The organism is Pseudomonas sp. E6002 (assembly GCF_013385565.1).
GTDB lineage: Bacteria > Pseudomonadota > Gammaproteobacteria > Pseudomonadales > Pseudomonadaceae > Aquipseudomonas.
The window spans coordinates 104,811-128,873 of record NZ_JACAPT010000009.1 but is presented as its reverse complement, the minus strand read 5'-3'; the positions used below and the strand labels follow the sequence as shown (position 1 = coordinate 128,873).

Annotated in this window: 23 protein-coding genes and 1 pseudogene; 14 read left to right on the top strand and 10 right to left on the bottom strand. The window is 61.8% G+C overall.

Going from position 1 to position 24,063, the window contains the following annotated elements; all coding sequences use genetic code 11:
• Window positions 1–4: 4 nt before the first annotated feature.
• Both HX815_RS06860 and HX815_RS06855 read right to left on the bottom strand, forming a co-directional pair.
• A complete protein-coding gene (locus tag HX815_RS06860) occupies window positions 5–205 on the bottom strand; it encodes a hypothetical protein (protein WP_003209176.1) in 201 nt (66 codons plus the stop codon).
• A 182-nt stretch (window positions 206–387) separates the two neighbouring features.
• Window positions 388–1,428 carry a low specificity L-threonine aldolase gene (locus tag HX815_RS06855; RefSeq protein WP_087694760.1) on the bottom strand — a complete coding sequence of 347 codons (1,041 nt, stop codon included), beginning with the start codon at window positions 1,426–1,428 and terminating at the stop codon, window positions 388–390.
• Window positions 1,429–1,518: 90 nt separating this feature from the next.
• On the opposite strand from HX815_RS06855, the gene HX815_RS06850 reads away from it, so the two are divergent.
• The 9 genes and pseudogenes from HX815_RS06850 (at window position 1,519) to fdhA (ending at window position 11,502) form a co-directional block, all read left to right on the top strand.
• The gene (locus HX815_RS06850) at window positions 1,519–2,247 is read left to right on the top strand and encodes a TraX family protein (RefSeq protein ID WP_177027993.1); all 729 of its coding nucleotides are present in this window, start codon (window positions 1,519–1,521) and stop codon (window positions 2,245–2,247) included.
• Window positions 2,248–2,265: 18 nt separating this feature from the next.
• Window positions 2,266–2,352: pseudogene (locus HX815_RS31560) on the top strand (outer membrane lipoprotein carrier protein LolA); the annotation flags it as partial.
• A gap of 154 nt (window positions 2,353–2,506) precedes the next feature.
• Entirely contained in the window at window positions 2,507–3,760 is a 1,254-nt protein-coding gene (gene glyA, locus HX815_RS06845; RefSeq protein ID WP_008434333.1) for a serine hydroxymethyltransferase, read from the top strand.
• 22 nt (window positions 3,761–3,782) lie between these two features.
• Window positions 3,783–5,033 carry a sarcosine oxidase subunit beta gene (locus tag HX815_RS06840; protein WP_003209185.1) on the top strand — a complete coding sequence of 417 codons (1,251 nt, stop codon included), beginning with the start codon at window positions 3,783–3,785 and terminating at the stop codon, window positions 5,031–5,033.
• Window positions 5,034–5,048: 15 nt separating this feature from the next.
• Window positions 5,049–5,351, top strand: coding sequence for a sarcosine oxidase subunit delta (locus HX815_RS06835; protein WP_003209187.1), 303 nt, complete (start codon window positions 5,049–5,051; stop codon window positions 5,349–5,351).
• Window positions 5,348–8,365, top strand: coding sequence for a sarcosine oxidase subunit alpha (locus HX815_RS06830; RefSeq protein ID WP_102604380.1), 3,018 nt, complete (start codon window positions 5,348–5,350; stop codon window positions 8,363–8,365). Before HX815_RS06835 ends, HX815_RS06830 begins: the two co-directional genes overlap by 4 nt.
• Window positions 8,366–8,497: 132 nt before the next feature.
• Window positions 8,498–9,130, top strand: a complete 633-nt coding sequence (locus tag HX815_RS06825; protein ID WP_008434339.1) for a sarcosine oxidase subunit gamma — start codon at window positions 8,498–8,500, stop codon at window positions 9,128–9,130.
• 120 nt (window positions 9,131–9,250) lie between these two features.
• Entirely contained in the window at window positions 9,251–10,108 is an 858-nt protein-coding gene (gene purU / locus HX815_RS06820; RefSeq protein WP_003209192.1) for a formyltetrahydrofolate deformylase, read from the top strand.
• A 194-nt stretch (window positions 10,109–10,302) separates the two neighbouring features.
• The gene (fdhA, locus tag HX815_RS06815; RefSeq protein WP_003209194.1) at window positions 10,303–11,502 is read left to right on the top strand and encodes a formaldehyde dehydrogenase, glutathione-independent; all 1,200 of its coding nucleotides are present in this window, start codon (window positions 10,303–10,305) and stop codon (window positions 11,500–11,502) included.
• A 65-nt stretch (window positions 11,503–11,567) separates the two neighbouring features.
• Here the strand turns inward: fdhA and HX815_RS06810 are convergent, their stop codons facing one another.
• The 3 genes from HX815_RS06810 to HX815_RS06800 all read right to left on the bottom strand — a co-directional run bounded on the left by HX815_RS06810 (window position 11,568) and on the right by HX815_RS06800 (window position 13,420).
• Window positions 11,568–12,026 (bottom strand): anti-sigma factor domain-containing protein, encoded by a 459-nt coding sequence (locus HX815_RS06810; protein WP_003209196.1) that lies wholly within the window; start codon window positions 12,024–12,026, stop codon window positions 11,568–11,570.
• Between the two features lie 84 nt (window positions 12,027–12,110).
• On the bottom strand, window positions 12,111–12,788 hold the full coding sequence (locus HX815_RS06805; protein ID WP_177027992.1) for an anti-sigma factor domain-containing protein: 678 nt from the start codon (window positions 12,786–12,788) through the stop codon (window positions 12,111–12,113).
• Window positions 12,785–13,420 carry a sigma-70 family RNA polymerase sigma factor gene (locus tag HX815_RS06800; RefSeq protein WP_177027991.1) on the bottom strand — a complete coding sequence of 212 codons (636 nt, stop codon included), beginning with the start codon at window positions 13,418–13,420 and terminating at the stop codon, window positions 12,785–12,787. Before HX815_RS06800 ends, HX815_RS06805 begins: the two co-directional genes overlap by 4 nt.
• Window positions 13,421–13,573: 153 nt before the next feature.
• On the opposite strand from HX815_RS06800, the gene HX815_RS06795 reads away from it, so the two are divergent.
• On the top strand, window positions 13,574–14,143 hold the full coding sequence (locus tag HX815_RS06795; RefSeq protein WP_003209203.1) for a DUF2780 domain-containing protein: 570 nt from the start codon (window positions 13,574–13,576) through the stop codon (window positions 14,141–14,143).
• On the opposite strand, the gene HX815_RS06790 is transcribed toward HX815_RS06795, so the two are convergent.
• Window positions 14,140–15,027 carry an acyltransferase gene (locus tag HX815_RS06790; RefSeq protein ID WP_003209204.1) on the bottom strand — a complete coding sequence of 296 codons (888 nt, stop codon included), beginning with the start codon at window positions 15,025–15,027 and terminating at the stop codon, window positions 14,140–14,142. The genes HX815_RS06795 and HX815_RS06790 overlap by 4 nt on opposite strands.
• A gap of 173 nt (window positions 15,028–15,200) precedes the next feature.
• Here HX815_RS06790 and HX815_RS06785 point away from each other — a divergent pair, with 173 nt between their 5' ends.
• Genes HX815_RS06785 through creD form a run of 4 tightly spaced genes read left to right on the top strand, consistent with a single transcriptional unit; the run spans window position 15,201 to window position 19,220 of the window.
• Window positions 15,201–15,701 carry an ATP-dependent zinc protease gene (locus HX815_RS06785; protein ID WP_003209205.1) on the top strand — a complete coding sequence of 167 codons (501 nt, stop codon included), beginning with the start codon at window positions 15,201–15,203 and terminating at the stop codon, window positions 15,699–15,701.
• Between the two features lie 9 nt (window positions 15,702–15,710).
• Complete coding sequence (creB, locus tag HX815_RS06780; protein ID WP_177027990.1) at window positions 15,711–16,379, top strand: two-component system response regulator CreB; 669 nt, start codon at window positions 15,711–15,713, stop codon at window positions 16,377–16,379.
• Window positions 16,379–17,818 (top strand): two-component system sensor histidine kinase CreC, encoded by a 1,440-nt coding sequence (gene creC, locus HX815_RS06775; RefSeq protein WP_177027989.1) that lies wholly within the window; start codon window positions 16,379–16,381, stop codon window positions 17,816–17,818. Before creB ends, creC begins: the two co-directional genes overlap by 1 nt.
• Before the next feature lie 52 nt (window positions 17,819–17,870).
• The gene (creD, locus tag HX815_RS06770) at window positions 17,871–19,220 is read left to right on the top strand and encodes a cell envelope integrity protein CreD (RefSeq protein ID WP_177027988.1); all 1,350 of its coding nucleotides are present in this window, start codon (window positions 17,871–17,873) and stop codon (window positions 19,218–19,220) included.
• Between the two features lie 201 nt (window positions 19,221–19,421).
• On the opposite strand, the gene HX815_RS06765 is transcribed toward creD, so the two are convergent.
• From HX815_RS06765 to HX815_RS06750, 4 genes are all read right to left on the bottom strand, one after another.
• Window positions 19,422–20,051, bottom strand: coding sequence for a glutathione S-transferase (locus tag HX815_RS06765; RefSeq protein WP_177027987.1), 630 nt, complete (start codon window positions 20,049–20,051; stop codon window positions 19,422–19,424).
• Window positions 20,052–20,086: 35 nt separating this feature from the next.
• Window positions 20,087–20,263, bottom strand: a complete 177-nt coding sequence (locus HX815_RS06760) for a hypothetical protein (protein WP_003209216.1) — start codon at window positions 20,261–20,263, stop codon at window positions 20,087–20,089.
• Window positions 20,260–21,363 (bottom strand): PepSY domain-containing protein, encoded by a 1,104-nt coding sequence (locus tag HX815_RS06755; protein ID WP_177027986.1) that lies wholly within the window; start codon window positions 21,361–21,363, stop codon window positions 20,260–20,262. The genes HX815_RS06760 and HX815_RS06755 overlap by 4 nt, the downstream gene beginning before the upstream one ends.
• Window positions 21,364–21,425: 62 nt before the next feature.
• On the bottom strand, window positions 21,426–23,855 hold the full coding sequence (locus HX815_RS06750) for a TonB-dependent siderophore receptor (protein ID WP_177027985.1): 2,430 nt from the start codon (window positions 23,853–23,855) through the stop codon (window positions 21,426–21,428).
• Window positions 23,856–24,063: the final 208 nt, after the last annotated feature.

Below are 24,063 nucleotides of genomic sequence, written 5' to 3'. Positions count from 1 at the left end.
GAGGTTATTGGGCATAGATATGCACGACGAAGTGCTGGCCGGATGCTGTCAGTTCATAGACCTTGTCAGTGATCCGCAATGTCCTCGTCGGTTCGCTGATGGTGTCACCGATTTTCGCGGATTTTCTGAATTCGTCCCAGTCGATGACGGTGGTGCTGATAGTGCCTTCGCCTAGCAAGTTGTTTCCGTAGCGTTGCGCTTCCATGGTATTGCCCTCTGCTGGATTTCCGTTTCCGGCCGATTATTCGGCTGGCGGTTAGTCCCGAAAGGCGGCCTTTTCCTTTCGGGTTCCAAGAGGCTAGTCAATGAAAGCTGAGTTGGTTGCTGTCAGAAATATCAAAAAACAGTCTCGGCCTTTCGCCATTATCTGAGGGGCTGATGCCTACTTCAGGCGCTCATTACTTCCCGAATATCTGCGGCTAATTCTCTTACGCGCTCTTCCTCGGTATCCCACGCGCACATGAACCGCGCGCCGCCTTTACCGATGAAGGTGTAGAAGCGCCAGCCCTTGGCCGTCAGCGCGGCAATTGCCGGTTCCGAGAGTTGCAGGAACACGCCGTTGGCCTGTACCGGGAACATCAACTCCACACCCGGAATATCCGCCACCAGGTTGCTGAGCAATTGTGCACAGTGGTTGGCGTGGCGGGCGTGTTTGAGCCAGGCGTCGTTTTCCAGCAGGCCCACCCACGGGGCGGAGAGGAAGCGCATCTTTGAGGCAAGCTGCCCGGCCTGTTTGCAGCGGTAGTCGAAGTCTTCGGCCAGCTTGTGGTTGAAGAACAGGATCGCTTCACCCACGGCCATGCCGTTCTTGGTGCCACCAAAGCACAGCACGTCGACCCCGGCTTTCCAGGTCAGGTCGGCCGGCGAGCAGCCGAGGAATGCGCAGGCGTTGGAGAACCGTGCGCCGTCCATGTGCAGGTTCAGCCCCAGTTCCTTGCAGGTGACGCTGATGGCGCGGATTTCTTCCGGGGTGTAGACGCTGCCGACTTCGGTGGCCTGGGTCAGGGTCACGACGCGGGGTTTCGGGTAGTGAATGTCCTGGCGCTTGAGGGCGATCTCGCGGATCGACTCCGGGGTCAGCTTGCCGTTTTCGGTGCGGGCAGTGAGCAGCTTGGAGCCGTTGGAGAAAAACTCCGGCGCGCCGCATTCGTCGGTTTCGACGTGGGCGGTTTCCGAGCAGATCACGCTATGGTAGCTCTGGCACAGGGAGGACAGCGCCAGGGAGTTGGCTGCGGTACCGTTGAAGGCGAAGAACACTTCGCAGTCGGTTTCGAACAGTTTGCGGAAACCGTCGGCGGCGCGGTGGGTCCATTCATCATCGCCATAGGCGCGTTGATGGCCCTGGTTGGCGAGTTCCATGGCGGCCCAGGCTTCCGGGCAGATGCCGGAATAGTTGTCGCTGGCGAATTGTTGGCTCTTGTCGGTCATGGCCCAGTCCTGTGGTCGATGTTGGTGCGCACTTTACCCAAGATTGTCGGGCGGGCGCACGCACTGTTAATGCAAAGTCATTGGGGAATTATGCACGGTTCTGAAAGCGTTCCTGTAAGCCGCGTCCGCGATGGCGCCCTGGACCTGCTCAAGTGGCTGGCGCTGCTGAGTATGGTGCTGGACCACCTGCGGTATGTCGGTTTGAGCCTGGACGGGCTGTATGTGCCGGGGCGCCTGGCGTTCCCGTGGTTTTGCCTGGCGATCGCGGCGAATTTGCATCGGGTCAAGGACGCGCCGGTGACGGGGCAGTGGCGCTACCTGGGCTGGTTGCTGCTGTTCAGTGTGATCAGTGAGGTGCCGTACCGGATGTTCATCGACGACGCCGACACGCTGAACGTACTGCCGACCCTGGCGCTGGGTTTGCTGGTTGCCCGGGGATGGCAGCAGAAGACGGTTATTGATCGAGGATTGGCGTTGATCGCGCTGGTTTTGGCGGGGTTGTTTTCGGCGCAGTTAATGTTCGGTTTTTTTGGTGTGCTGCTGCCGTTGGCGATGTTGCTGGTGTTTCGCCGGCCGTGGTATTTCAGCGTGCTGCCGGGTGTGGTGTGCCTGGCTGCCAACCAATGGCAGGTCCTGCTCGACAGCGGTACGCTGGTGGCGATGCTGGGATTGGCGACATGCCTGATTGCGCCGCTGGCCGGATTGGTCTTGTTGCGACATGCCGGGCAGGTATCGCCACCGGCCATGCGGCGCTGGGCGTATGCGCTTTATCCGGCGCATTTCCTGCTGCTGCTACTCTTTCGAAAGATCATCGCCTAACCCCTTGTAGGAGCGAGCTTGCTCGCGAAAAACGTCAACGATTACGAGGGCTGTCTGGATGCGCGCGGCGCCCTCAGGTTTTTCGCGAGCAAGCTCGCTCCTACAAATGCCGGGGGCCATGTCGTAAACGCACCTTTGCGTGGCGTCCATAGGCATTTGACCTCTCTGCGCCAGCCCTACCATCGCATCAAAGGGCCCCTCCGTCGTGCGGCGGCCCCAACAATACGATTGGCGCACCGCCGCCGCTGGGAGAGACGCGATGTTCAGCAAGCAAGACCAGATCCAGGGTTATGACGATGCACTGCTGGCGGCCATGAATGCCGAGGAGCAGCGCCAGGAAGATCATATCGAGCTGATCGCGTCAGAGAACTACACCAGCAAGCGTGTCATGGAAGCCCAGGGCAGCGGCCTCACCAACAAGTACGCCGAAGGTTACCCGGGCAAGCGTTACTACGGCGGCTGCGAGCACGTGGACAAGGTCGAAGTGCTCGCCATCGAGCGTGCCAAGCAGCTGTTCGGCGCCGACTATGCCAACGTGCAGCCGCACTCCGGTTCGTCCGCCAACAGTGCGGTGTACCTGGCGCTGTTGAACGCCGGCGACACCATCCTCGGCATGAGCCTGGCCCACGGCGGCCACCTGACCCACGGCGCCAAAGTGTCGTCCTCGGGCAAGCTGTACAACGCGGTGCAATACGGCATCGACACCAACACCGGGCTGATCGACTACGACGAGGTCGAGCGCCTGGCCGTGGAGCACAAGCCGAAGATGATCGTGGCGGGTTTTTCCGCCTACTCCAAGACCCTGGATTTCCCGCGCTTTCGCCAGATCGCCGACAAGGTCGGTGCGCTGCTGTTCGTCGACATGGCCCACGTCGCCGGCCTGGTGGCCGCCGGTCTGTACCCGAACCCGCTGCCCTACGCCGATGTGGTCACCACCACCACCCACAAGACCCTGCGCGGTCCACGTGGCGGGTTGATCCTGGCCAAATCCAACGAAGAAATTGAAAAGAAACTCAACTCTGCGGTATTCCCGGGCGCCCAGGGCGGCCCGCTGATGCACGTGATCGCCGGCAAGGCGGTGTGCTTCAAGGAAGCCCAGGAACCAGGTTTCAAGGCCTATCAACAGCAAGTGATCGACAACGCCCAGGCCATGGCCGGCGTGTTTATCAAACGCGGCTACGATGTAGTGTCCGGCGGCACCGATAACCACCTGTTCCTGGTCAGCCTGATCCGTCAGGGCCTCACCGGCAAAGACGCGGACGCCGCCCTCGGTCGCGCTCACATCACCGTCAACAAGAACGCCGTGCCCAACGACCCGCAGTCGCCCTTCGTGACCTCGGGCCTGCGTATCGGCACGCCGGCGGTGACCACACGCGGCTTCAAAGTGACCCAATGCCTGGAGTTGGCCGGCTGGATCTGCGACATCCTCGACAACCTCGGCGACGCCGATGTGGAGGCCAACGTCGCCAAGCATGTGGCCGCCCTGTGCGCTGATTTCCCGGTTTATCGCTGAGCGCGGTTTTGGAGTAATGACTATGCAACGCTACTCGGGCTTCGGCCTCTTCAAGCACTCACTCAGCCACCACGAAAACTGGCAGAAGATGTGGCGCACGCCCACCCCGAAAAAGGTCTACGACGTGGTCATCGTCGGCGGCGGCGGGCATGGTCTGGCGACGGCTTACTACCTGGCCAAGGAGCACGGCATCACCAACGTGGCGGTGGTCGAGAAAGGCTGGCTGGGCGGCGGTAACACCGCGCGCAACACCACCATCGTGCGGTCCAACTACCTGTGGGACGAGTCGGCGCACCTGTACGAACACGCGATGAAACTCTGGGAAGGTTTGTCCCAGGATTTGAACTACAACGTGATGTTCTCCCAGCGTGGCGTCTACAACCTGTGCCACACCCTGCAGGATATCCGTGACTCCGAGCGTCGCGTCAGCGCCAACCGCCTAAACGGTGTGGACGGCGAACTGCTCAACGCCAAGCAAGTGGCCGACGAGATCCCTTACCTCGACTGCTCGAAAAACACCCGCTACCCGGTCATGGGCGCCACCGTGCAACGGCGCGGCGGCGTTGCCCGTCACGATGCCGTGGCCTGGGGCTTTGCCCGCGCCGCTGACGCACTGGGCGTGGACCTGATCCAGCAGACCGAAGTCATCGGTTTCCGCAAGGAAAACGGTGTGTGCATCGGCGTGGAAACCAACAAAGGCTTCATCGGTGCCAAGCGCGTCGGCGTGGTGACCGCCGGTAACTCCGGCCACATGGCATCCCTGGCGGGCTTCCGCCTGCCGATCGAATCCCACCCGCTGCAAGCACTGGTGTCGGAGCCGATCAAACCGATTATCGACAGCGTGATCATGTCCAACGCCGTGCACGGTTACATCAGCCAGTCCGACAAGGGCGACCTGGTGATCGGCGCCGGTATCGACGGTTACAACGGCTATGGCCAGCGTGGTTCGTACCCGGTGATCGAGCACACCATCCAGGCCATCGTCGAGATGTTCCCGGTGCTGTCCCGCGTGCGCATGAACCGCCAGTGGGGCGGCATCGTCGACACCACGCCGGATGCCTGCCCGATCATCTCCAAGACCCCGGTCCCGAACATGTTCTTCAACTGCGGTTGGGGCACCGGTGGTTTTAAAGCGACTCCAGGCTCAGGCAACGTATTTGCCGCCAGCCTCGCCAAGGGTGAAATGCACCCGTTGGCCGCTCCTTTCTCCATCGACCGTTTCCACAACGGTGCGCTGATCGACGAACACGGCGCCGCGGCCGTCGCCCACTAACAGGAGAAATTCCCTATGTTGCATATCTTCTGTCCTCACTGTGGCGAACTGCGCTCCGAAGAGGAATTCCACGCCTCCGGCCAAGCGCACATCCCGCGCCCACTGGACCCGAACACCTGCACCGACGAGGAGTGGGGCGACTACATGTTCTTTCGCGACAACCCGCGCGGCCTGCACCACGAACTGTGGATTCACGCTGCCGGTTGCCGCCAGTATTTCAACGCGACCCGCGACACCGTGACCTACGAAATTCTTGAAACCTACAAGATAGGCACCAAGCCGCAATTCACCGCCAAGGCTTCTGGAGAGAAGGTATGAGCCAGATCAATCGCCTGTCCAACGGTGGCCGGATCGACCGCAACAAAGCCCTGAGCTTCACCTTCAACGGCCAGAGCTACAAAGGCTTTGAAGGCGACACATTGGCCGCTGCGCTGCTGGCCAACGGCGTCGACATCATCGGTCGCAGCTTCAAGTATTCCCGCCCGCGCGGCATCTTCGCCGCCGGTGCCGAAGAGCCGAACGCGGTGCTGCAGATCGGCGCCACCGAAGCCACGCAAATCCCCAACGTGCGCGCCACGCAACAGGCGCTGTACCAGGGTTTGGTCGCCACCAGCACCAACGGCTGGCCGAGCGTGAACAACGACATGATGGGCATTCTCGGCAAGGTCGGCGGCAAGCTGATGCCGCCGGGTTTCTACTACAAAACCTTCATGTACCCGCAATCGTTCTGGATGACTTACGAGAAGTACATCCGTAAGGCAGCCGGTCTTGGCCGCTCGCCGACCGAGAACGATCCGGACACCTACGACTACATGAACCGTCATTGCGACGTGCTGATTGTGGGCGCGGGCCCTGCCGGCCTGGCGGCTGCGTTGGCCGCCGCCCGCAGTGGCGCCCGGGTGATCATCGCGGACGAGCAGGAAGAATTCGGCGGCTCCCTGCTGGACTCCCGCGAAAGCCTCGATGGCAAGCCTGCGGCCGAGTGGGTTGCCAGTGTGATTGCTGAACTCAAGGCCCTGCCGGACGTGGTGCTGCTGCCTCGCGCCACCGTCAACGGTTACCACGACCATAACTTCCTGACCATTCACGAACGCCTCACCGACCACCTCGGTGACCGTGCACCGATTGGCCAGGTGCGTCAGCGTATCCACCGGGTTCGCGCCAAGCGCGTGGTGTTGGCCACTGGTGCGTGCGAGCGTCCGCTGGTGTACGGCAACAACGACGTACCGGGCAACATGCTGGCGGGAGCGGTCTCCACTTACGTGCGTCGCTACGGCGTGGCACCGGGCAAGAAGCTGGTGCTGTCCACCAACAACGATCACGCCTACCGCGTGGCGCTGGACTGGTTCGACGCCGGCCTCAGCGTTGTCGCCGTAGCCGATGCCCGCCACAATCCACGGGGCGCGCTGGTTGAAGAGGCGCGTGCCAAAGGCATTCGCATCCTCACCGGCAGCGCCGTGATCGAGGCCCGTGGCAGCAAGCACGTCACTGGCGCCCGTGTTGCGGCCATCGATGTCAAAGCTCATAAAGTCACCAGCCCCGGCGAGTGGCTGGAGTGCGACCTGGTCGCCAGCTCCGGCGGCTACAGCCCGGTGGTCCACCTGGCCTCGCACCTGGGCGGCAAGCCGACCTGGCGTGAAGACATCCTCGGTTTTGTACCGGGCGAAGCACCGCAGAAACGCGTGTGCGTCGGTGGCATCAATGGCGTCTACGGCCTCGGCGATTCCCTGGCCGACGGTTTTGAAGGTGGCGTGCGCGCTGCCAGCGAAGCCGGGTTTGCGCCGGTGGAAGGTACGCTGCCCAAAGCCTTGAGCCGTCTGGAAGAACCGACCCTGGCGCTGTTCCAGGTACCTCACGAGAAAGCTACCGCACGGGCGCCGAAGCAATTTGTCGACCTGCAGAACGACGTCACCGCGGCCGCCATCGAACTCGCCACCCGCGAGGGTTTCGAGTCGGTGGAGCACGTCAAGCGCTACACCGCACTGGGCTTCGGCACTGACCAGGGCAAGCTCGGCAACGTCAACGGCCTGGCCATCGCGGCCCGTTCGCTGAACGTGACCATCCCGCAGATGGGCACCACCATGTTCCGTCCCAACTACACGCCGGTGACCTTCGGCGCGGTAGCAGGCCGGCACTGTGGGCACATCTTCGAGCCGGTGCGCTACACCGCGCTGCAAGCCTGGCACGTGAAAAACGGCGCCGAGTTTGAGGACGTCGGCCAGTGGAAACGCCCATGGTATTTCCCGCGCAACGGTGAAGACCTGCACGCCGCAGTGAAGCGCGAATGCCTGGCCGTGCGTGACAGCGTCGGCCTGCTGGACGCGTCCACCCTCGGCAAGATCGACATCCAGGGCCCGGATGCCCGCGAGTTCCTCAACCGCATCTACAGCAACGCCTGGACCAAGCTCGACGTGGGCAAGGCCCGCTACGGCCTGATGTGCAAGGAAGACGGCATGGTCTTCGACGACGGCGTGACTGCCTGCCTCGCCGACAACCACTTCCTGATGACCACCACCACCGGCGGCGCAGCACGCGTACTCCAGTGGCTGGAAATCTACCAGCAGACCGAATGGCCGGACCTCAAGGTGTACTTCACCTCGGTCACCGACCATTGGGCAACCATGACTTTGTCCGGCCCCAACAGCCGCAAGCTGCTGAGCGAAGTCACCGACATCGACCTGGACAAGGACGGCTTCCCGTTCATGACCTGGAAAGAAGGCCTGGTAGGCGGCGTGCCGGCACGGGTGTTCCGGATTTCGTTTACCGGTGAGCTGTCGTACGAAGTCAACGTGCAGGCCGACTACGCCATGGGCGTGCTCGAGAAAATCGTCGAGGCCGGCAAGCAGTACAACCTGACGCCTTACGGCACCGAGACCATGCACGTGCTGCGGGCCGAGAAGGGTTTCATCATCGTTGGCCAGGATACCGACGGCTCGATGACCCCGGACGACCTGAACATGGGCTGGTGTGTAGGCCGCACCAAACCGTTCTCGTGGCTCGGCTGGCGCGGGATGAATCGCGAGGATTGCGTGCGTGAAGACCGCAAGCAGCTTGTCGGACTCAAGCCGATCGACCCGAACGTGTGGCTGCCGGAAGGCGCGCAGTTGGTGTTCGACGCCAAGCAGACGATCCCGATGAAGATGGTCGGCCACGTCACCTCCAGTTATGCCCATAACTCCCTCGGTTATTCGTTTGCCATGGGCGTGGTGAAGGGCGGCTTGAAGCGCATCGGCGAGCGGGTGTTTGCACCGCTGGCGGATGGCAGCGTGATCGAGGCGGAGATTGTTTCTTCGGTGTTCTTTGATCCTAAAGGCGATCGTCAGAACATCTGACAGACCGAGTCGCCTGCATCGCAGGCAAGCCAGCTCCCACAGTTGGAATGCATTCCCCTGTGGGAGCCGGGCTTGCCCGCGATGAGGCCAGAACAGTCACCGCAAGACCTACAGAATTCAAACAGGTGCTTTATGACAGCAGCCAATGTTTACCAACAACGCCCCACCTCCGGAGCCAAGGCCGAGTCGTCGCTGCACCATGCCGACCTCGCCAGCCTGGTAGGCAAGGGCCGCAAGAATGCCGGCGTGACCGTGCGTGAAAAGAAACTGCTGGGCCACCTGACCATTCGTGGCGATGGCCATGACGCAGCCTTCGCCGCCGGTGTGCACAAAGCCTTGGGTATCGAATTGCCCGGTGCCCTGCAAGTCATCGTCAAGGGCGAGACCAGCCTGCAATGGCTCGGTCCGGATGAGTGGTTGCTGGTAGTGCCAGGCGGTGAGGAATTCGCCGCCGAGCAAAGTTTGCGTGAGGCGCTGGGTGATTTGCATATCCAGGTCGTCAACGTCAGCGGCGGCCAGCAGATTCTCGAACTCAGCGGCCCCAACGTGCGCGATGTGCTGATGAAATCCACCAGCTACGACGTGCACCCCAACAGCTTCCCGGTGGGCAAGGCGGTGGGCACGGTGTTTGCCAAGTCGCAATTGGTGATTCGCCATACTGCTGAAGACACCTGGGAGCTGGTGATTCGTCGCAGCTTCTCGGATTACTGGTGGCTGTGGTTGCAGGATGCGGCGGCTGAGTATGGTTTAAGCGTCCAGGCCTGATCGTTCCCACGCTCTGCGTGGGAATGCATCCCGGGACGCTCCGCGTCCCAAGAGCGGACGCAGAGCGTCCATTGCGGCGTTCCCACGCAGAGCGTGGGAACGATCAAGGAGTCACGAATAATGAGCCGCGTACCCGATACATGGATTTTGACCGCCGACTGCCCCAGCGTGCTCGGCACGGTGGACGCGGTCACTCGCTACCTGTTCGAGCAAGGCTGCTACGTCACTGAGCACCACTCCTTCGATGACCGGCTCTCGGGCCGGTTCTTCATCCGCGTGGAGTTCCGCCAGCCCGATGGTTTCGACGAACAAGCCTTCCGCGATGGCCTGGCCACCCGTGGCGAAGCCTTCGGCATGATCTTCGAACTGACCGCGCCGAACTACCGGCCGAAAGTGGTGATCATGGTCTCCAAGGCCGATCACTGCCTCAACGATTTGCTCTACCGCCAGCGCATCGGCCAACTGTCGATGGACGTGGTCGCCGTAGTCTCCAATCACCCGGACCTCAAGCCCCTGGCCGACTGGCACCAGATTCCCTATTACCACTTTCCCCTGGACCCCAACGACAAGCCGTCGCAGGAGCGCCAGGTGTGGCAGGTGATCGAAGAGTCCGGCGCCGAGCTGGTGATTCTTGCGCGCTATATGCAAGTGCTGTCGCCGGAGCTGTGCCGCAAGCTTGACGGTAAAGCCATCAACATCCACCACTCCCTGCTGCCCGGTTTCAAGGGCGCCAAGCCGTATCACCAGGCTTACAACAAGGGGGTGAAACTGGTGGGCGCCACTGCGCATTACATCAATAACGATTTGGACGAAGGCCCGATCATCGCCCAGGGCGTGGAGGTGGTGGACCACAGTCACTATCCGGAAGATTTGATTGCCAAGGGACGGGATATCGAAGGCCTGACCCTGGCCCGGGCCGTGGGGTATCACATTGAGCGGCGGGTGTTCTTGAACGCCAATCGGACAGTGGTGCTCTGATGGACGCCTTCGCGAGCAAGCCCGCTCCCACATTCGACCGCATTTCAAAGGTAGGACTCGGTCAACTGTGGGAGCGGGCTTGCTCGCGAAGAGGCCCTTACTAACAACGCAAAAACAGCATCTGTACCCGAGCACTTAAACGCGCTGCCTGCCTGGGCAACGCGGTTCCATAAAAACAACAGCGAGGTGAAAGCATGTCTGGTAATCGTGGTGTCGTGTATCTCGGCAACGGCAAGGTCGAAGTACAGAAAATCGACTATCCCAAAATGCAGGACCCCCGTGGCAGGAAGATTGAGCACGGCGTCATCCTGCGCGTGGTCTCCACCAACATCTGCGGCTCCGACCAACACATGGTGCGCGGCCGCACCACTGCCCAGACCGGCCTGGTCCTGGGCCACGAAATCACCGGCGAAGTGATCGAGAAGGGCAGCGACGTCGAGAACCTGAAGATCGGCGACCTGGTGTCGGTGCCGTTCAACGTCGCATGCGGCCGTTGCCGTTCCTGCAAAGAGCAGCACACCGGCGTGTGCCTGACCGTCAACCCGGCCCGTGCCGGTGGCGCCTACGGCTATGTCGACATGGGCGACTGGACTGGCGGCCAGGCCGAATACGTGCTGGTGCCTTACGCCGACTTCAACCTGTTGAAACTGCCGGACCGCGACAAGGCCATGGAGAAAATCCGCGACCTGACTTGCCTCTCCGACATCCTGCCCACCGGCTACCACGGCGCAGTCACTGCGGGCGTTGGCCCGGGCAGCACGGTCTACATCGCCGGTGCCGGTCCGGTAGGCCTGGCGGCTGCCGCTTCCGCTCGCCTGCTGGGCGCTGCGGTGGTGATCATCGGTGACGTCAACCCGATCCGCCTGGCCCACGCCAAGGCCCAGGGTTTTGAAATTGCCGACCTGTCGAAAGACACCCCGCTGCACGAACAGATCGCTGCGTTGCTGGGCGAGCCGGAAGTGGATTGCGCCGTCGATGCCGTGGGTTTCGAAGCGCGTGGCCATGGTCATGAAGGGGCCAAGGCAGAGGCTCCGGCCACCGTGCTCAACTCGTTGATGGGCGTGGTGCGGGTGGCTGGCAAAATCGGTATTCCGGGCCTGTACGTCACCGAAGACCCGGGTGCCGTGGATGCCGCTGCAAAAATGGGCAGCCTGAGCATTCGTTTCGGCCTGGGCTGGGCCAAGTCCCACAGCTTCCACACCGGGCAAACCCCTGTGATGAAGTACAACCGCCAACTGATGCAGGCGATCATGTGGGACCGTATCAACATTGCCGACATCGTCGGTGTGGAAGTCATCAGCCTGGATGACGCGCCACGCGGGTACGGTGAGTTCGATGCGGGCGTGCCGAAGAAGTTTGTGATTGATCCGCACAAGTTGTTCAGCGCGGCTTAAATCGCGGGCAATTAAAAAGGCGACCTCAGGGTCGCCTTTTTTGCATCTGCGGTTGGGTGGGAAAATCAGCGGATCGCCAAAGCCCCCTGATACACCGTTGGCCCCGTCGGCTGCTTGCTCACCGAGCCACCCTTGGTTTCCGAACTGACCATCAGTGTCACCGGCTTGCTGATCGACTCCTGCTGGCGAGGGTTGATGCCGATAATGCCTTTGCCGTCTTCCGGCAGCAGGCCCAGCGACACTGGCGTGCCGTCAGCCGGGACGGCCCACAGTTCCAGGCTTTGATCCGGAGCCGGTGCGGTGGCGGCAATCGGCTGCACTTCGAGGTAATCCTTGTGGGCCACGATTTGCGTGGCCGGTTGCTGGGTGGTGTTCACCAGCAATGCGGCAGCCTTGACGCTGTCCTGGGTGTAGAGGGCGCCGCCGACGCCTGCCACTATCACCAAACAGGCGCCGACGAACAGGCGTGGGCGGTTCCAGAATGAAGGCTTGTGCTCAATCACTTGGGGGTTGATCGCAGTCATTAGGCTCTTCCTGACATGTTTTGTAGTCTTTCATGGACCCAGTTAACGGCGATCGGTTCCTCATCCGTCGTATTGAGCCTCGGATCAGAGTGATGCCAATTGGCCCTGATACAGCACCGGCCCGGTGGGTTGTCCGGTCGGCGAGCCCCCCTGAGGCTCAAGGCTCACTGCCAGGGTCAGCGGCGCCGTCAGCAGCGCCTGGTGTTCTTTGCTCAACTGGATTCGGCCGTTACCCGACACCGGCAACAACCCCAGGGAGATGGGTTTGCCGCCCGCCGGGATTGCCCACAGTTCCAACGCGCGGGCCGGCTCCACAGCCGCCAGGGTCAGCGGTTCCACTTGCAGATGATCCGCATAGGCCTGGATCTTCAGCGCGGGCTGTTGATTGGCCGCCACCAGCGTGGCGTTGTACTCCACCCCAAGGTCGCGCTGGTACAACACGCCCACCAACACCGCGATCGCCACCCCGCACGCCGCTACCAGCAAGCGCAGGTTCATCCAGAACGGTTTCTTCGCCGGCATATGCAGCACTTGCGGCTCAATGCGCGCCTTGATCCCTTCCCATACGTGGTCCGGCACCGGCCGTTCAGGCAGCGGCCCGGTGAGGCTGGCGAGGGCATCCTGCCAGTGCCCGAGTTCGACGCGCAGCGCCGCGTCATCCCGCAGCAGCGCTTCAAAGCGCCGGCGGGCGGTGGCAGGCATCAGCCCGATGGCGTAGTCAGCCGCCAGGGCGCGGCGCAGGGCGGTGGTCTGGTAGTTCATGATTCAAGGCACCTGCGCAAGCGCTCCATGCCGCGGCGAATCCAGGATTTGACCGAGCCCAGCGGCGCGGCCAGCTGTTCGGCCAATTCCGAGCACGACAAGCCCTGGAAGTAAGCCACGGTGATCGATTGACGCTGCATGCCTTCGAGGCTGTCGAGGCAGCGGTTCAGGGCGAGGGCTTCACGCTCGCTGTCGAGCTGTTCATGGGCGCTGGGGCTTTCGTCGGCCGTGGCGTCCTCCTGGCCTTCGCTCAAGGGTTGTTCGCGGTGTTTGCGCAACTGGTCGATCGCCAGGTTGCGGGTGATATTGACCATCCAGGTCATGGGCGCCGACAGATGGGCCTCATAGCGTGAGGCGTTGTACCAGATGCGCACGAAGCTTTCCTGCAACACCTCCTCGGCCAGCTCCTTGCGACCCATGAAACGCAAGGCAACACCGTGCAAACGCGGGGAAACGCTGCGATAGAGCGTTTCGAACGCCTGGCGATTACCCAGGGAACACTGGGCCAGCAATTGCCGTAGCTGATCTGCATCGTGGGTCGAAATAGGACTTCTCCAGGCGCTTGCAACAGAGCGATGGGACGGCGCACGGTAAAGAGGGCAGGCTGAGGTTAGTCCAGCTTGGGCATTCATTCCATCTACCTCCGTGCGGCTCGTGGTGGATATACGCAGCGCAAGGCGCATCGGATGCAGTGGTTTTCTGAACTAATCTGCAGGGAGGGAACAATCCTTCGGCGTACCCAGTCAAACTCCTGCTTTTTGCGCTTACTTTCAGAGGTTGTCTTGATGAAGATTTCACGCGGTTTTGCCCTGTCCTGCCTGTTGACCGTGGCGGCCAGCCCGGTATTTGCGGCAGGTTTCAGCCTCGGCGACGTGGCCAACGCCGTGTCCGGTGCACAAGGTGGCGACAAGGCAGCAGCGGCTGCACCCACTTCACAGACCGCTGGTCTGCTGCAGGCACTGACCTCGCAATTGAACGTGACCCCTGAGCAGGCCGTTGGTGGTACCGGCGCAATGCTGGGCCTGGCCAAGAATAAATTGGGCGGCGGTGATTACTCGCAACTGACCAAAAGCGTACCGGGCCTGGACAAGCTCTCCGGCAGCAACTCCCTGGGCAGCCTCGGCGCCCTGAGCGGCATGCTCGGCCAGAGCGGCGGCAGCAAGACCTCGGGCCTGGACGGCGTGTTGGGTAACGTGAAGAACACCAACGACCTGAACACCGCGTTCAGCGCGCTGGGCATGGACAGTGGGATGGTTGGCCAGTTTGCGCCGGTTATCCTGAAATACCTGGGCGGCCAGGGCGCCAGCGAATCGGTGCTGGGCAAACTGGCTTCGGCCTGGGGCACTGGCGGCTAAGGCCGCTCCGCGCGCAGTTGGGCGATGCGCGCATCCTTCTCCATCCAGAGCTGGTTGACCCAGTTCTGGACGGTCTGGCGAAACGCCGGATCGTTCTCGTAATCCCCCTGCCACAACGCCGGATCCAGCTCTCGGGTACGGATATCCACGATCACCTTCGGCACTGCGCCACTGATCAAGTCCCAGAAGCCGGGAATGTTTTCCTGTGGATAAACCACGGTGACGTCGAGCACCGCATCCAGCTGTTCACCCAACGCCGCGAGCACGAACGCCACGCCACCCGCCTTGGGCTTGAGCAGGCGCTCGAAGGGTGAAGCCTGCTGTTTGCGCTTGGCCGGGGTGAACCGCGTGCCTTCCAGGTAGTTCACCACGGTGACCGGCTGGCGCTTGAACAACTCGCAGGCCTCTTTGGTGATTTTCAGGTCCTGGCCTGCCAGTTCCGGGTGTTTGGCCAGGAATGCCTTGCTGTAGCGCTTCATGAACGGGTAATCGAGTGCCCACCAGGCCAGGCCCAGGAAGGGTACCCAGATCAGTTCCTTTTTCAGGAAGAACTTGAAGAACGGCGTGCGCCGGTTGAGGGCCTGGATCAGTGCGGGGATGTCGACCCAGGATTGATGGTTGCTGATCACCAGGTAAGAAGTGTCACCCCGCAGGTCGCCGCCGCCGCGAATGTCCCATTGGGTAGGGATGCACAGGGCGAAGATCAGCTTGTCGATCTCGGCCCAGGTTTCGGCGATCCACATGACGGCCCAGGACGCATAGTCACGAAAGCGACCGGGGGCCACCAGCTTGAGCAGGGCAAACACCATCAGCGGCCCGAACAGCACCAGGGTGTTGAGCAACAGCAGCAATGTGACGAAACAGCCGGTGAGCAGGCGGCGCATAAGTAACTCTTGGAATCATTTTTGGCCCGCCATGATAAGCAGCTTGGGCCTGGAGACCAAATCGCAAATAAGCTTACGAATGTTTCACAGCGGGCTGGGTATGCTCTGTGATCTAACTAAGCAGCGAATTTGCAGTCTAGAATTGGCCCACTTATTTCAAGGAAACCTCCTACGTGAAATCCATCCTTGCCCTGCTAACGCTGGTGGCCTTGCCTGTCATGGCCGCCGAGCCGACCCTTTACGGTCGCTACGAATACATCCAACTGCCGGAAATCGGTGAGACCTTCAAGGCCAAGATGGACACCGGCGCGCTGACCGCCTCGCTGTCGGCCCGGGACATCGAGACCTTCACCCGTGATGGCGACGACTGGGTACGCTTCCGCCTCGGCGGCAAGGACGCCACCAACAAGGTGTACGAGCACAAGGTTTCGCGCATCAGCAAAATCAAGAGCCGCGCCGACGAAGATGACGACAAGGACGAAGCCACCGTGGCCAAGCGCCCGGTGATCGACCTGGAAATGTGCCTGGGCAACGTCAAGCGCACCGTCGAGGTCAACCTCACCGACCGCAGCAGCTTCAACTACCCGCTGCTGATCGGCGCCAAGGCCCTGCGTGAATTCGGCGCTGCGGTAAACCCGGCCCGCCGTTACACTGCGGACAAACCGGACTGCTGACGGAACACCATGGCGCATATCCTGATTGTCGAAGACGAAGCGGCTATCGCTGACACACTGATTTTCGCCCTGCAAGGCGAGGGCTTCACCACCACCTGGTTGAGCCTCGGCCAGGCGGCGCTGGCCCATCAGCGGCAAACCCCGGCGGACCTGGTCATCCTCGACATCGGCCTGCCGGACATCACCGGCTTTGAAACCTGCAAGCAACTGCGGCGTTTCAGCGAAGTACCGGTGATGTTCCTCAGCGCCCGGGACGGTGAGATCGACCGCGTGGTGGGTCTTGAGATCGGCGCTGACGACTATGTAGTCAAGCCGTTCAGCCCGCGGGAAGTGGCAGCGCGGGTACGGGCCATTCTCAAGCGCGTGGGCCCCGGTGCTGCTCCGGCGGTGTTCCAGGTGGACCTGGAGCGCATGCAGATCAGTTATCGCGGCCAGCCCCTGAGCCTCACTCGCCATGAATTCCGTCTGCTGCACAGCCTGCTGGAGCAACCCGAGCGGGTGTTCAGCCGCGAGCAACTGCTGGATGCGGTGGGCGTGGCGGCGGACGCAGGCTACGAGCGCAATATCGACAGCCATATCAAAAGCGTGCGCTGCAAATTGCGCGCGGTGGCGCCCGAGGCGGAGCCCATCCAGACCCACCGTGGCCTGGGCTACAGCTACAGCCCGGGCAACAGCTGATGCGCCTGGGGATTCGGTTCTTCCTGGTGTACGCATTGTTTATCGGCCTGACCGGCTACTTCGTACTCAGCACCGTGATGAAGGAAATCCGCCCCGGCGTGCGCCAGTCCACCGAGGAAACCCTGGTGGACACCGCCAACCTGCTGGCGGAAATCCTGCGCGACGATGTGAAGAACGGCACCCTCGGCCAGAGCCACTGGCCCGAACTGCTCAAGGCCTACGGTGAGCGTCAGCCCGGCGCGAATATCTGGGGCCTGCCGAAAAACCAGGTCAACCACCGCATCTACGTCACCGACGCCAAGGGCATCGTGTTGCTGGACTCCACCGGCGAGGCGGTGGGCGAGGACTATTCGAAGTGGAACGACGTGTACCTGACCCTGCGCGGCGAATACGGTGCGCGCTCGACCCGCAGCGAACTGGACGACCCTGCCTCATCGGTGATGCACGTCGGCGCGCCGATCCGCGATAGCGGGCAGATCATCGGCGTGGTCACTGTGGCCAAGCCCAACAGTTCACTGCAACCCTATGTGGACCGCACCGAAGACCGGCTGCTGTGGTACGGCGCCGGGCTGGTCGCCCTGGGCTTGCTGTTTGGTGCGCTGTTGTCGTGGTGGTTGAGTGTCGCACTGCGCCGGCTGACGGCGTATGCCCAGGCGGTGAGTGAAGGCCGGCGTGCCGAGTTGCCGCACTATCGCGGTGGTGAACTGGAGCAGTTGTCCACCGCCGTGGAACACATGCGCACCCAGCTGGAAGGCAAGGCGTACGTGGAACGTTATGTGCACACCCTGACCCACGAATTGAAAAGCCCGCTGGCGGCGATTCGTGGTGCGGCGGAGCTGTTGCAGGGCGACATGTCCCGTGACCAGCAGCAGCGTTTCGTGAGCAATATCGACAGTGAAAGCGCGCGCTTGCAGCAGTTGATCGAACGCCTGCTGAACCTGGCGCAGGTGGAGCAGCGCCAGGGCCTTGAGGACCAGGCCAGCCTGTTGTTGGCGGCGCTGGTGGACGACGTGCTCAGGGCTCAATGTGCGCGCATTGAAGGCGCCGGGTTGCAGGTCGAGCAGGCGATTGACGCGGATCTGCAGGTGTACGGCGAGCCGTTCCTGCTGCGCCAGGCACTGGGTAACCTGCTGGAAAACGCACTGGATTTCACACCGCCCGGTGGCACATTGCGGTTCAGCGCCAAGGCCTTGGATGACGGGATCGAATTCACCCTGTTCAACCAGGCCGACGCCATTCCCGAGTACGCGTTGCCGCGCCTGAGCGAGCGCTTCTATTCCCTGCCGCGCCCGGCCAGCGGGCGCAAGAGCACCGGCCTTGGGCTGAATTTTGTCGAAGAGGTGATGAAGCTGCACGGCGGCTCACTGCAGATCGGCAACGTGCCCGGCGGCGTGCAGGTAAAACTGCATCTCCACACAGTCTCCACATTCCCTTCATAAATCCCCCTTAAGCGCCCGCCAGACTCTCCCTCATCAAAACAGGGAGAGCTTCATGAACCGCAATCTGCTTTTCAAATTGGGCGCCATCGCGCTGCTGATCGTGCTGTTGTTGATTCCGTTGCTGATGATCCACGGGGTGATTACCGACCGTCAGCAACTGCGCGACGACGTCTTGCAGGATATCGCCCGCAGTTCCAGCTACAGCCAGCGCCTCAATGGCCCGGTGCTGGTGGTGCCTTATCGCAAGACCGTCCGGGAGTGGAAGCTCAATGAAAAGCTCAACGAACGCTACGAAGAAACCCGCGAGGTGCGTGGTCATCTGTATTTCCTGCCGGAGCAATTTGCCCTCGACGGGCAGGTGCAAACCGAAGTGCGCGCCCGGGGCATCTACCAGGCGCGGTTGTTCCACGCCGACAGCCGTATCAGTGGGCGGTTTGTGTTGCCGGAGCAGTGGGGCATCACGGAAAACTTTGCCGATTACCGCTTTGACCCGGCGTATCTGGCAGTGGGTATCAGCGACATTCGCGGCATCGAAAATGCGTTGAAGCTGGAGCTGGGCAGCCAGCAACTGGCGTTTTCCCCGGGCACTCAAGTGGCTTGGCTGGGGGAGGGTGTGCACGTGATGCTGCCCGAGCAGGACAGCCACAATCCGTCACCTTTTGACTTCGCCTTTGACCTGCGCCTGCAAGGCACCGAGCAACTGCAAGTGGTGCCGGTGGGCAAGACCAGCCAGGTCAAACTCGCGTCCAACTGGCCGCACCCAAGCTTTATCGGCAACTTCCTGCCGGCCCAGCGTGAGGTCACCGCGCAAGGCTTCAGCGCCCATTGGCAGACCACATTTTTCTCCACCAATTTGGAAGAAGCACTCAGCAGTTGCCTGGCCGAGCGTGGCTGTGACGACTTCAACAGCCGCAGCTTCGGCGTGAGCTTTATCGACCCGGTGGACCAGTACCTCAAGAGCGATCGGGCGATCAAATATGCGCTGCTGTTCATTGCCCTGACGTTTGCCGGTTTCTTCCTGTTCGAGGTGCTCAAGAGCCTGGCGGTGCACCCGATCCAGTACGCGCTGGTGGGGGTTGCCCTGGCGTTTTTCTACCTGCTGCTGTTGTCGTTGTCCGAGCACATCGGGTTTGGCCCGGCTTACCTGATATCGGCGGCGGCCTGTGTGTTGCTGATCGGGTTTTACGTCTGCCATGTGCTGCGCAGTGTCGCCCATGGCCTGGGGTTTTCAGCAGGGTTGGCGGCGTTGTATAGCTTGCTGTACGGGTTGCTGAGTGCCGAGGATTACGCGTTGTTGATGGGCTCGTTGCTGCTGTTCGGGTTGCTGGGCACGGTGATGGTGCTGACCCGCAAGCTGGATTGGTATGGGGTGGGCAAGCGCAAGGAGATGGGTGATGAGTAGGTTGTTGGGGTTGCGGGAAGATCAGCAAGAGGGCGCGCAGTTAGTGGTGAGGATCAACGCGCTGTTCCCTTTGGCCCGGGAGCTTTTTGTGGCGAGGGAGCTTGCTCCCGCTGGAGTGCGAAGCGCTCCCAGGATTTTTGGGGCCGCTGCGCAGCCCAGCGGGAGCAAGCTCCCTCACCACAAAAGAACCCTTGCAGCAGGTTAGGCCGGTGGCTGGGTCTGGAGCATCGACGGCCGCTGACTCACCTCGGCATACCACGCCGCCAGCTTCGGATGGCTCGACCGCCACTGCATGTCCGGGTGGCGGAAGTCCAGATAAGCCAGTGCACACGCCACGCTGATCGCGGCCACGTCAAACGGCCCGGCCAGTTCGGCGATGGCGTCCTGTTCGAGCATGTCGAGGGCGCGGCGGATCTTGTCGCGCTGGCCTTCCAGCCACAGGTCCCAATGTTTTTCCTCGGGGCGCATGGCGGTTTCATAACGCACCAGTACGGCGGCATCCATGATGCCGTCGGCGGTCGAGGTCAGGGTCAGGCGCCGCCAGCGGGCCGGGCCGTTCCGGGGGATCAGTGGAGTCCCGGTGTGTTGGTAGTCGAGGTAATCGAGGATCACCCGGCTGTCGTGCAGCGCATTGCCGTCGGCCAGGCGCAGGGCGGGGATCTTGCCCAGCGCGTTGTCCAGGATTACATCGGCGTCGGGCTTGACCGGCGTCGGCACGCAGGCGTGCAAGGTCACGCGGTCCAGTTGACCGGTCTCGTGCAACAACACCCGTACTTTGCGCACAAACGGCGAGGCAGGGTTGTGGAACAACGTCATGCTGGGGGTGGACATGGGCATTCCTCGGAAAAGGGCAGCGCTAATCTATCTCAACGCTTGAGCAACGCCCAGCTACCTATGGCGGCCGGAATGCCCAGCCCCACCCAGCTCAGCGAATCCCACAAGCCGTCCCCCAGCAATGCCGCAAACAATCCGGCAGCACTCAACAACCCGATGGCCAGCGGAATGCCGAATACCTTCCAGAAACTCGATTGCCTCGGCTTCATGACTTGGCCGCCTTGCGCCGCACCAGCCACAGGTACACGCCACTGCCCAGGACGATGATGGTCAGCACATCCAGCACCGCCCACAGGATCTTCATTGGCATGCCGCCGTAGTCACCGAAGTGCAGCGGCTGGGACATGCCCATGGCGTCCATGTACCACGGCCGTTCGGCGATGGCGGTGACGTGCAGGTTGCTGGCGTCGATCAATACCGGCGTCAGCAGGTGTGAAGTCAGGTGGGTGCTGCCTTTCATGAACACCGCGTAGTGATGCTCGCTGGAGAAACGCGTGCCGGGGAACGCGATAAAGTCCGGCTCCATCCCGGGCGCGGCCTTGGCGGCAATCGTCAGCAGGTCGGTGGCGGGGGCGCGCAGGGTCAGCGGCGGGGCGTTTTTGTAGGGCTCGATCATTGCGCTGAGGCTGTCGGTGCGCCACGCGGCGATGATCAGGTCGGCGCAGGCGCTGATCACGCCGGTCACGCCCACTACCAGCGCCCAGGTCAGGGTGACCACGCCGATCAGGTTGTGCAGGTCGAGCCAGCGCAGACGGGTGGATTTGTCCTGGCGCACCGTGGCGAATTTCAGCCGGCGCATGAACGGCAGGTACAACACCGTGCCGGAGATGATCGCCAGCACAAACAGAATGCCCATGAACGCCAGCAGCAACTTGCCCGGCAGCCCGGCGAACATATCGACGTGCAGGCGCAGCAGGAACAACGTCAGCCCGCCGTTGGCCGAAGGCGTTTCCACGGCCTCGCCGGTGCGGGCGTCGAGCATGAAGGTGTGGGAGGAATTGGGTTCGGTGCCGGCGGTGGCGGCCATGATCGCGATCACGCCGTTCTTGTCGTCTTCGTCCCAGGCCAGGTATTGCATGGCTTCGCCGGGGCGATGGGCCTGGGCTTTGGCAACAAGCTGTTCGAGGTTCAGCTGTGGGGTATCGGCGGGCATCTGTGCCAGCTCGGGTTCGTTGCCCAGCAGGTGGTCGATCTCGTGGTGGAAGATCAACGGCAGGCCGGTGAGGGCGAGCAGCAGCAGGAATACGGTGCAGACGAGGCTGGTCCAGGTGTGGATGAAGGACCAGCGGCGGATGGTTTTGCTTTTCATTTTCTAGCCTTCAGACACACCGAAGCCGCCCACGGGGGCGGCCCGGTTGTTAACTCAGCCGATTACCACTGGTAGGTGGCACTGGCGACGACGCTGCGTTGGTCGCCGTAGTAGCAGTAGGAAGCATCGCAGGTGGAAATGTAATCCTTGTCGAACAGGTTGGTGGCATTCAGTTTCACCGAAGCCCCCTTGAGGCTGTTGTCCAGGCGGCCGAGGTCGTAATGCACGGAGGCATCGAACACGGTGTAGGCATTGGCCTTGCCCAGCCAGGTGTTGCCCTGGTCGCCATAGGTATTGCCGGTGTAGCGGGCACCCGCGCCAATGCCGAAACCGTCGAGCACACCGGCGTGCCAGGTGTAGTCGGTCCACAGTGAGGCTTGCTGGTTTGGCATCAGTTGCAGGCGGTTGCCTTTGTATTGGCCTTTTTGCACTTCGGATTTGGCCAGGGTGTATGCAGCGATGACCTTAAGGTTCTCGGTCACGTCAGAGACGGCTTCCAATTCCAGGCCCTTGACCTTCACTTCGCCGGTCTGGTCGGTGATCGACTGGCCACCGGCACCGAAGCTGGTAACCAGCACGTTCTTTTGGGTCAGGTCGTACACCGCCGCGCTCAGCAGGGTATTTGAGCCGGGTGGTTGGTACTTGACCCCCAATTCCCATTGCTTGCCTTCGGTGGGTTTGTACGACTCGGTTGGCGAGACGCTGGCGTTACTCGCTGGCTGGAACGATTCGGCGTAGGAGAGGTACGGAACGAAGCCCGAATCGAACACATAGCTCAGCGCGGCGTTGCCACTGAAGTTCTTGCTGCGGTCGGTATTGGTTGCATCGTTTTTGTTGAAGTAGGTGGTGCCTTGGTGCACCCAGTCTTCACGCCCGCCGAGGGTCAGGCGCCACTGGTCCAGGGCCATCTGGTCCTGGGCGTAAAGGCCAGTCTGGATGGTTTTCTGGTTGTAGTCGTAATAAGCGGTGGAGCGCGCCGGACGCACCACCGGCTTGGTGTTGACGGGGTTGTAGAGGTTGACTGTGCCGCCGTCACCGAAGATCGACAGGTACGAGGTGTCGGTGCGCTGGTGATCCAGGCCGAGCAACAGCGTGTGGGTGATATCACCGGTGGCGAAGTCAGCCTGGAAATTGTTGTCGACGGCGAACTGGCCGATGTTTTCGTCGACGTTGGTCGACCCGCGGCTGGTATTGCCCTCGGCATCAATGGTCGAGTAACCGTAGGAACCCACGGTCAGTTGCTGGAAAGCCAGCTCCGACTTGGTGTAACGCAGGTTCTGCTTGAACTGCCAGGTATCGTTGAAGCGATGCTCGAAGGCGTAGCCCAGCGCGTAGTAGGTGCGGTCGTAGTACTCGTAGTCCGGGTCGCCGAGGTTCTTGTGATGAGAGATGTCCCCCAGCGGCGATTTGATCTTGGTGCCGACAATGGGCAGGAACTGACTGGTGGCGCCGGTATCGTCGCGGGTGAACTGCGACAGGAACGTCAGCTTGGTGTCGGTATCAATATTCCAGGTCAGGCTGGGGGCGATGTTGTAGCGCTTGTTGTCGATGTGATCGACCTGGGTGCCGGCGTCGCGCACCACACCGCTGAGTCCGTAGAGAAACTGGCCTTCATCATCGATCTTGCCGGTGCTGGCGAAGTTGATCTGGCGGTAGTTGTCGCTGCCGTACTGCACCTGGATGGCATTGCTCGACTCGGCACTTGGACGTCGGCTGACCATATCCAGCAGGCCACCCGGTGGCGTCTGGCCGTAGACCGACGAGGCCGGCCCACGCAGCAGCGCAAGGCGGTCGAGGTTCCAGGTTTCGGCTTTCGGGTTGGCATACACGCCGCGTGGCAGCGGCAGGCCGTCGAGGAACTGGGTGGGTTCGAAGCCGCGTACACGCATCCAGTCGTAGCGGGTGTCACTGCCGTAGCTGGCGGACACGATACCGGGCATGTATTTGACGGCGTCATCCAGGTTCTGGACGTTGCGGTCCTGCATTTGCTGGCGAGTGGCGACGGAGATCGAACGCGGGGCTTCGACCAGTGCGGTATCGGTCTTGGTGCCGGCAGCGGTGCGGGTCGCCAGGTAACCGTCAACCGGCCCCCATGCGCTTTCCGCGTCGGCCTGGCCGGTAATGCTGGTCTCCGGCAATGCCACGACCCCATCCGGGATCGCTACCAGGCTGAACGTGCCTGCACTGCTTTGCTCCAGTTGCAGCCCGGTCCCGCGCAACGCTTCACGCAATGCGCCTTGTGCATCGAATTGCCCTTTTACCGGCGCGGAAGTCTTGCCCGCTGCCAACCCCGGGTTCAGCGTCAGCGCCAAACCGGCCTGGCTGGCGATCTGGTTCAGGGTGGTGGCCAGCGACGCTGCCGGCAGATTGTAGGCGCGCACACTGGACGCTTGTTCGGCGGCGAGCAACTGGGTGCTGGCCAGCGGAGCGCTGAGGGCAATGGCCACGGCCAACAGGCTGGGGCGCAACAAGGTGTCTAGCGTGCGGGACATAGGGCGGCTCCTGAATGGAAATATTTCTCAATTGCCTATGTGCCGAGCGAGATGCAAAAAGTGATAGGGCTCGATGAAAATAATTTCTATTAGTAGGTGAGTGCTGTTTTTGAGGGCCTCATCGCAGGCAAGCCAGCTCCCACAGGGGAACGCATTCCACCTGTGGGAGCTGGCTTGCCTGCGATGACAATGGCCTATGCACCACAGG

What these genes read in the sequence shown, in the direction of transcription:
- HX815_RS06850 (WP_177027993.1), top strand. Translation starts at nt 1,519, where the DNA reads ATGCACGGTTCTGAAAGCGTTCCTGTAAGCCGCGTCCGCGATGGCGCC.
- creB (WP_177027990.1), top strand. Translation starts at nt 15,711, where the DNA reads ATGGCGCATATCCTGATTGTCGAAGACGAAGCGGCTATCGCTGACACA.
- glyA (WP_008434333.1), top strand. Translation starts at nt 2,507, where the DNA reads ATGTTCAGCAAGCAAGACCAGATCCAGGGTTATGACGATGCACTGCTG.
- HX815_RS06840 (WP_003209185.1), top strand. Translation starts at nt 3,783, where the DNA reads ATGCAACGCTACTCGGGCTTCGGCCTCTTCAAGCACTCACTCAGCCAC.
- HX815_RS06790 (WP_003209204.1), bottom strand. Translation starts at nt 15,027, where the DNA reads ATGCGCCGCCTGCTCACCGGCTGTTTCGTCACATTGCTGCTGTTGCTC.
- HX815_RS06825 (WP_008434339.1), top strand. Translation starts at nt 8,498, where the DNA reads ATGACAGCAGCCAATGTTTACCAACAACGCCCCACCTCCGGAGCCAAG.
- purU (WP_003209192.1), top strand. Translation starts at nt 9,251, where the DNA reads ATGAGCCGCGTACCCGATACATGGATTTTGACCGCCGACTGCCCCAGC.
- HX815_RS06830 (WP_102604380.1), top strand. Translation starts at nt 5,348, where the DNA reads ATGAGCCAGATCAATCGCCTGTCCAACGGTGGCCGGATCGACCGCAAC.
- HX815_RS06800 (WP_177027991.1), bottom strand. Translation starts at nt 13,420, where the DNA reads ATGAATGCCCAAGCTGGACTAACCTCAGCCTGCCCTCTTTACCGTGCG.
- creD (WP_177027988.1), top strand. Translation starts at nt 17,871, where the DNA reads ATGAACCGCAATCTGCTTTTCAAATTGGGCGCCATCGCGCTGCTGATC.
- fdhA (WP_003209194.1), top strand. Translation starts at nt 10,303, where the DNA reads ATGTCTGGTAATCGTGGTGTCGTGTATCTCGGCAACGGCAAGGTCGAA.
- HX815_RS06795 (WP_003209203.1), top strand. Translation starts at nt 13,574, where the DNA reads ATGAAGATTTCACGCGGTTTTGCCCTGTCCTGCCTGTTGACCGTGGCG.
- HX815_RS06760 (WP_003209216.1), bottom strand. Translation starts at nt 20,263, where the DNA reads ATGAAGCCGAGGCAATCGAGTTTCTGGAAGGTATTCGGCATTCCGCTG.
- HX815_RS06810 (WP_003209196.1), bottom strand. Translation starts at nt 12,026, where the DNA reads ATGACTGCGATCAACCCCCAAGTGATTGAGCACAAGCCTTCATTCTGG.
- HX815_RS06835 (WP_003209187.1), top strand. Translation starts at nt 5,049, where the DNA reads ATGTTGCATATCTTCTGTCCTCACTGTGGCGAACTGCGCTCCGAAGAG.
- HX815_RS06755 (WP_177027986.1), bottom strand. Translation starts at nt 21,363, where the DNA reads ATGAAAAGCAAAACCATCCGCCGCTGGTCCTTCATCCACACCTGGACC.
- HX815_RS06805 (WP_177027992.1), bottom strand. Translation starts at nt 12,788, where the DNA reads ATGAACTACCAGACCACCGCCCTGCGCCGCGCCCTGGCGGCTGACTAC.
- HX815_RS06765 (WP_177027987.1), bottom strand. Translation starts at nt 20,051, where the DNA reads ATGTCCACCCCCAGCATGACGTTGTTCCACAACCCTGCCTCGCCGTTT.
- HX815_RS06860 (WP_003209176.1), bottom strand. Translation starts at nt 205, where the DNA reads ATGGAAGCGCAACGCTACGGAAACAACTTGCTAGGCGAAGGCACTATC.
- HX815_RS06750 (WP_177027985.1), bottom strand. Translation starts at nt 23,855, where the DNA reads ATGTCCCGCACGCTAGACACCTTGTTGCGCCCCAGCCTGTTGGCCGTG.
- creC (WP_177027989.1), top strand. Translation starts at nt 16,379, where the DNA reads ATGCGCCTGGGGATTCGGTTCTTCCTGGTGTACGCATTGTTTATCGGC.
- HX815_RS06855 (WP_087694760.1), bottom strand. Translation starts at nt 1,428, where the DNA reads ATGACCGACAAGAGCCAACAATTCGCCAGCGACAACTATTCCGGCATC.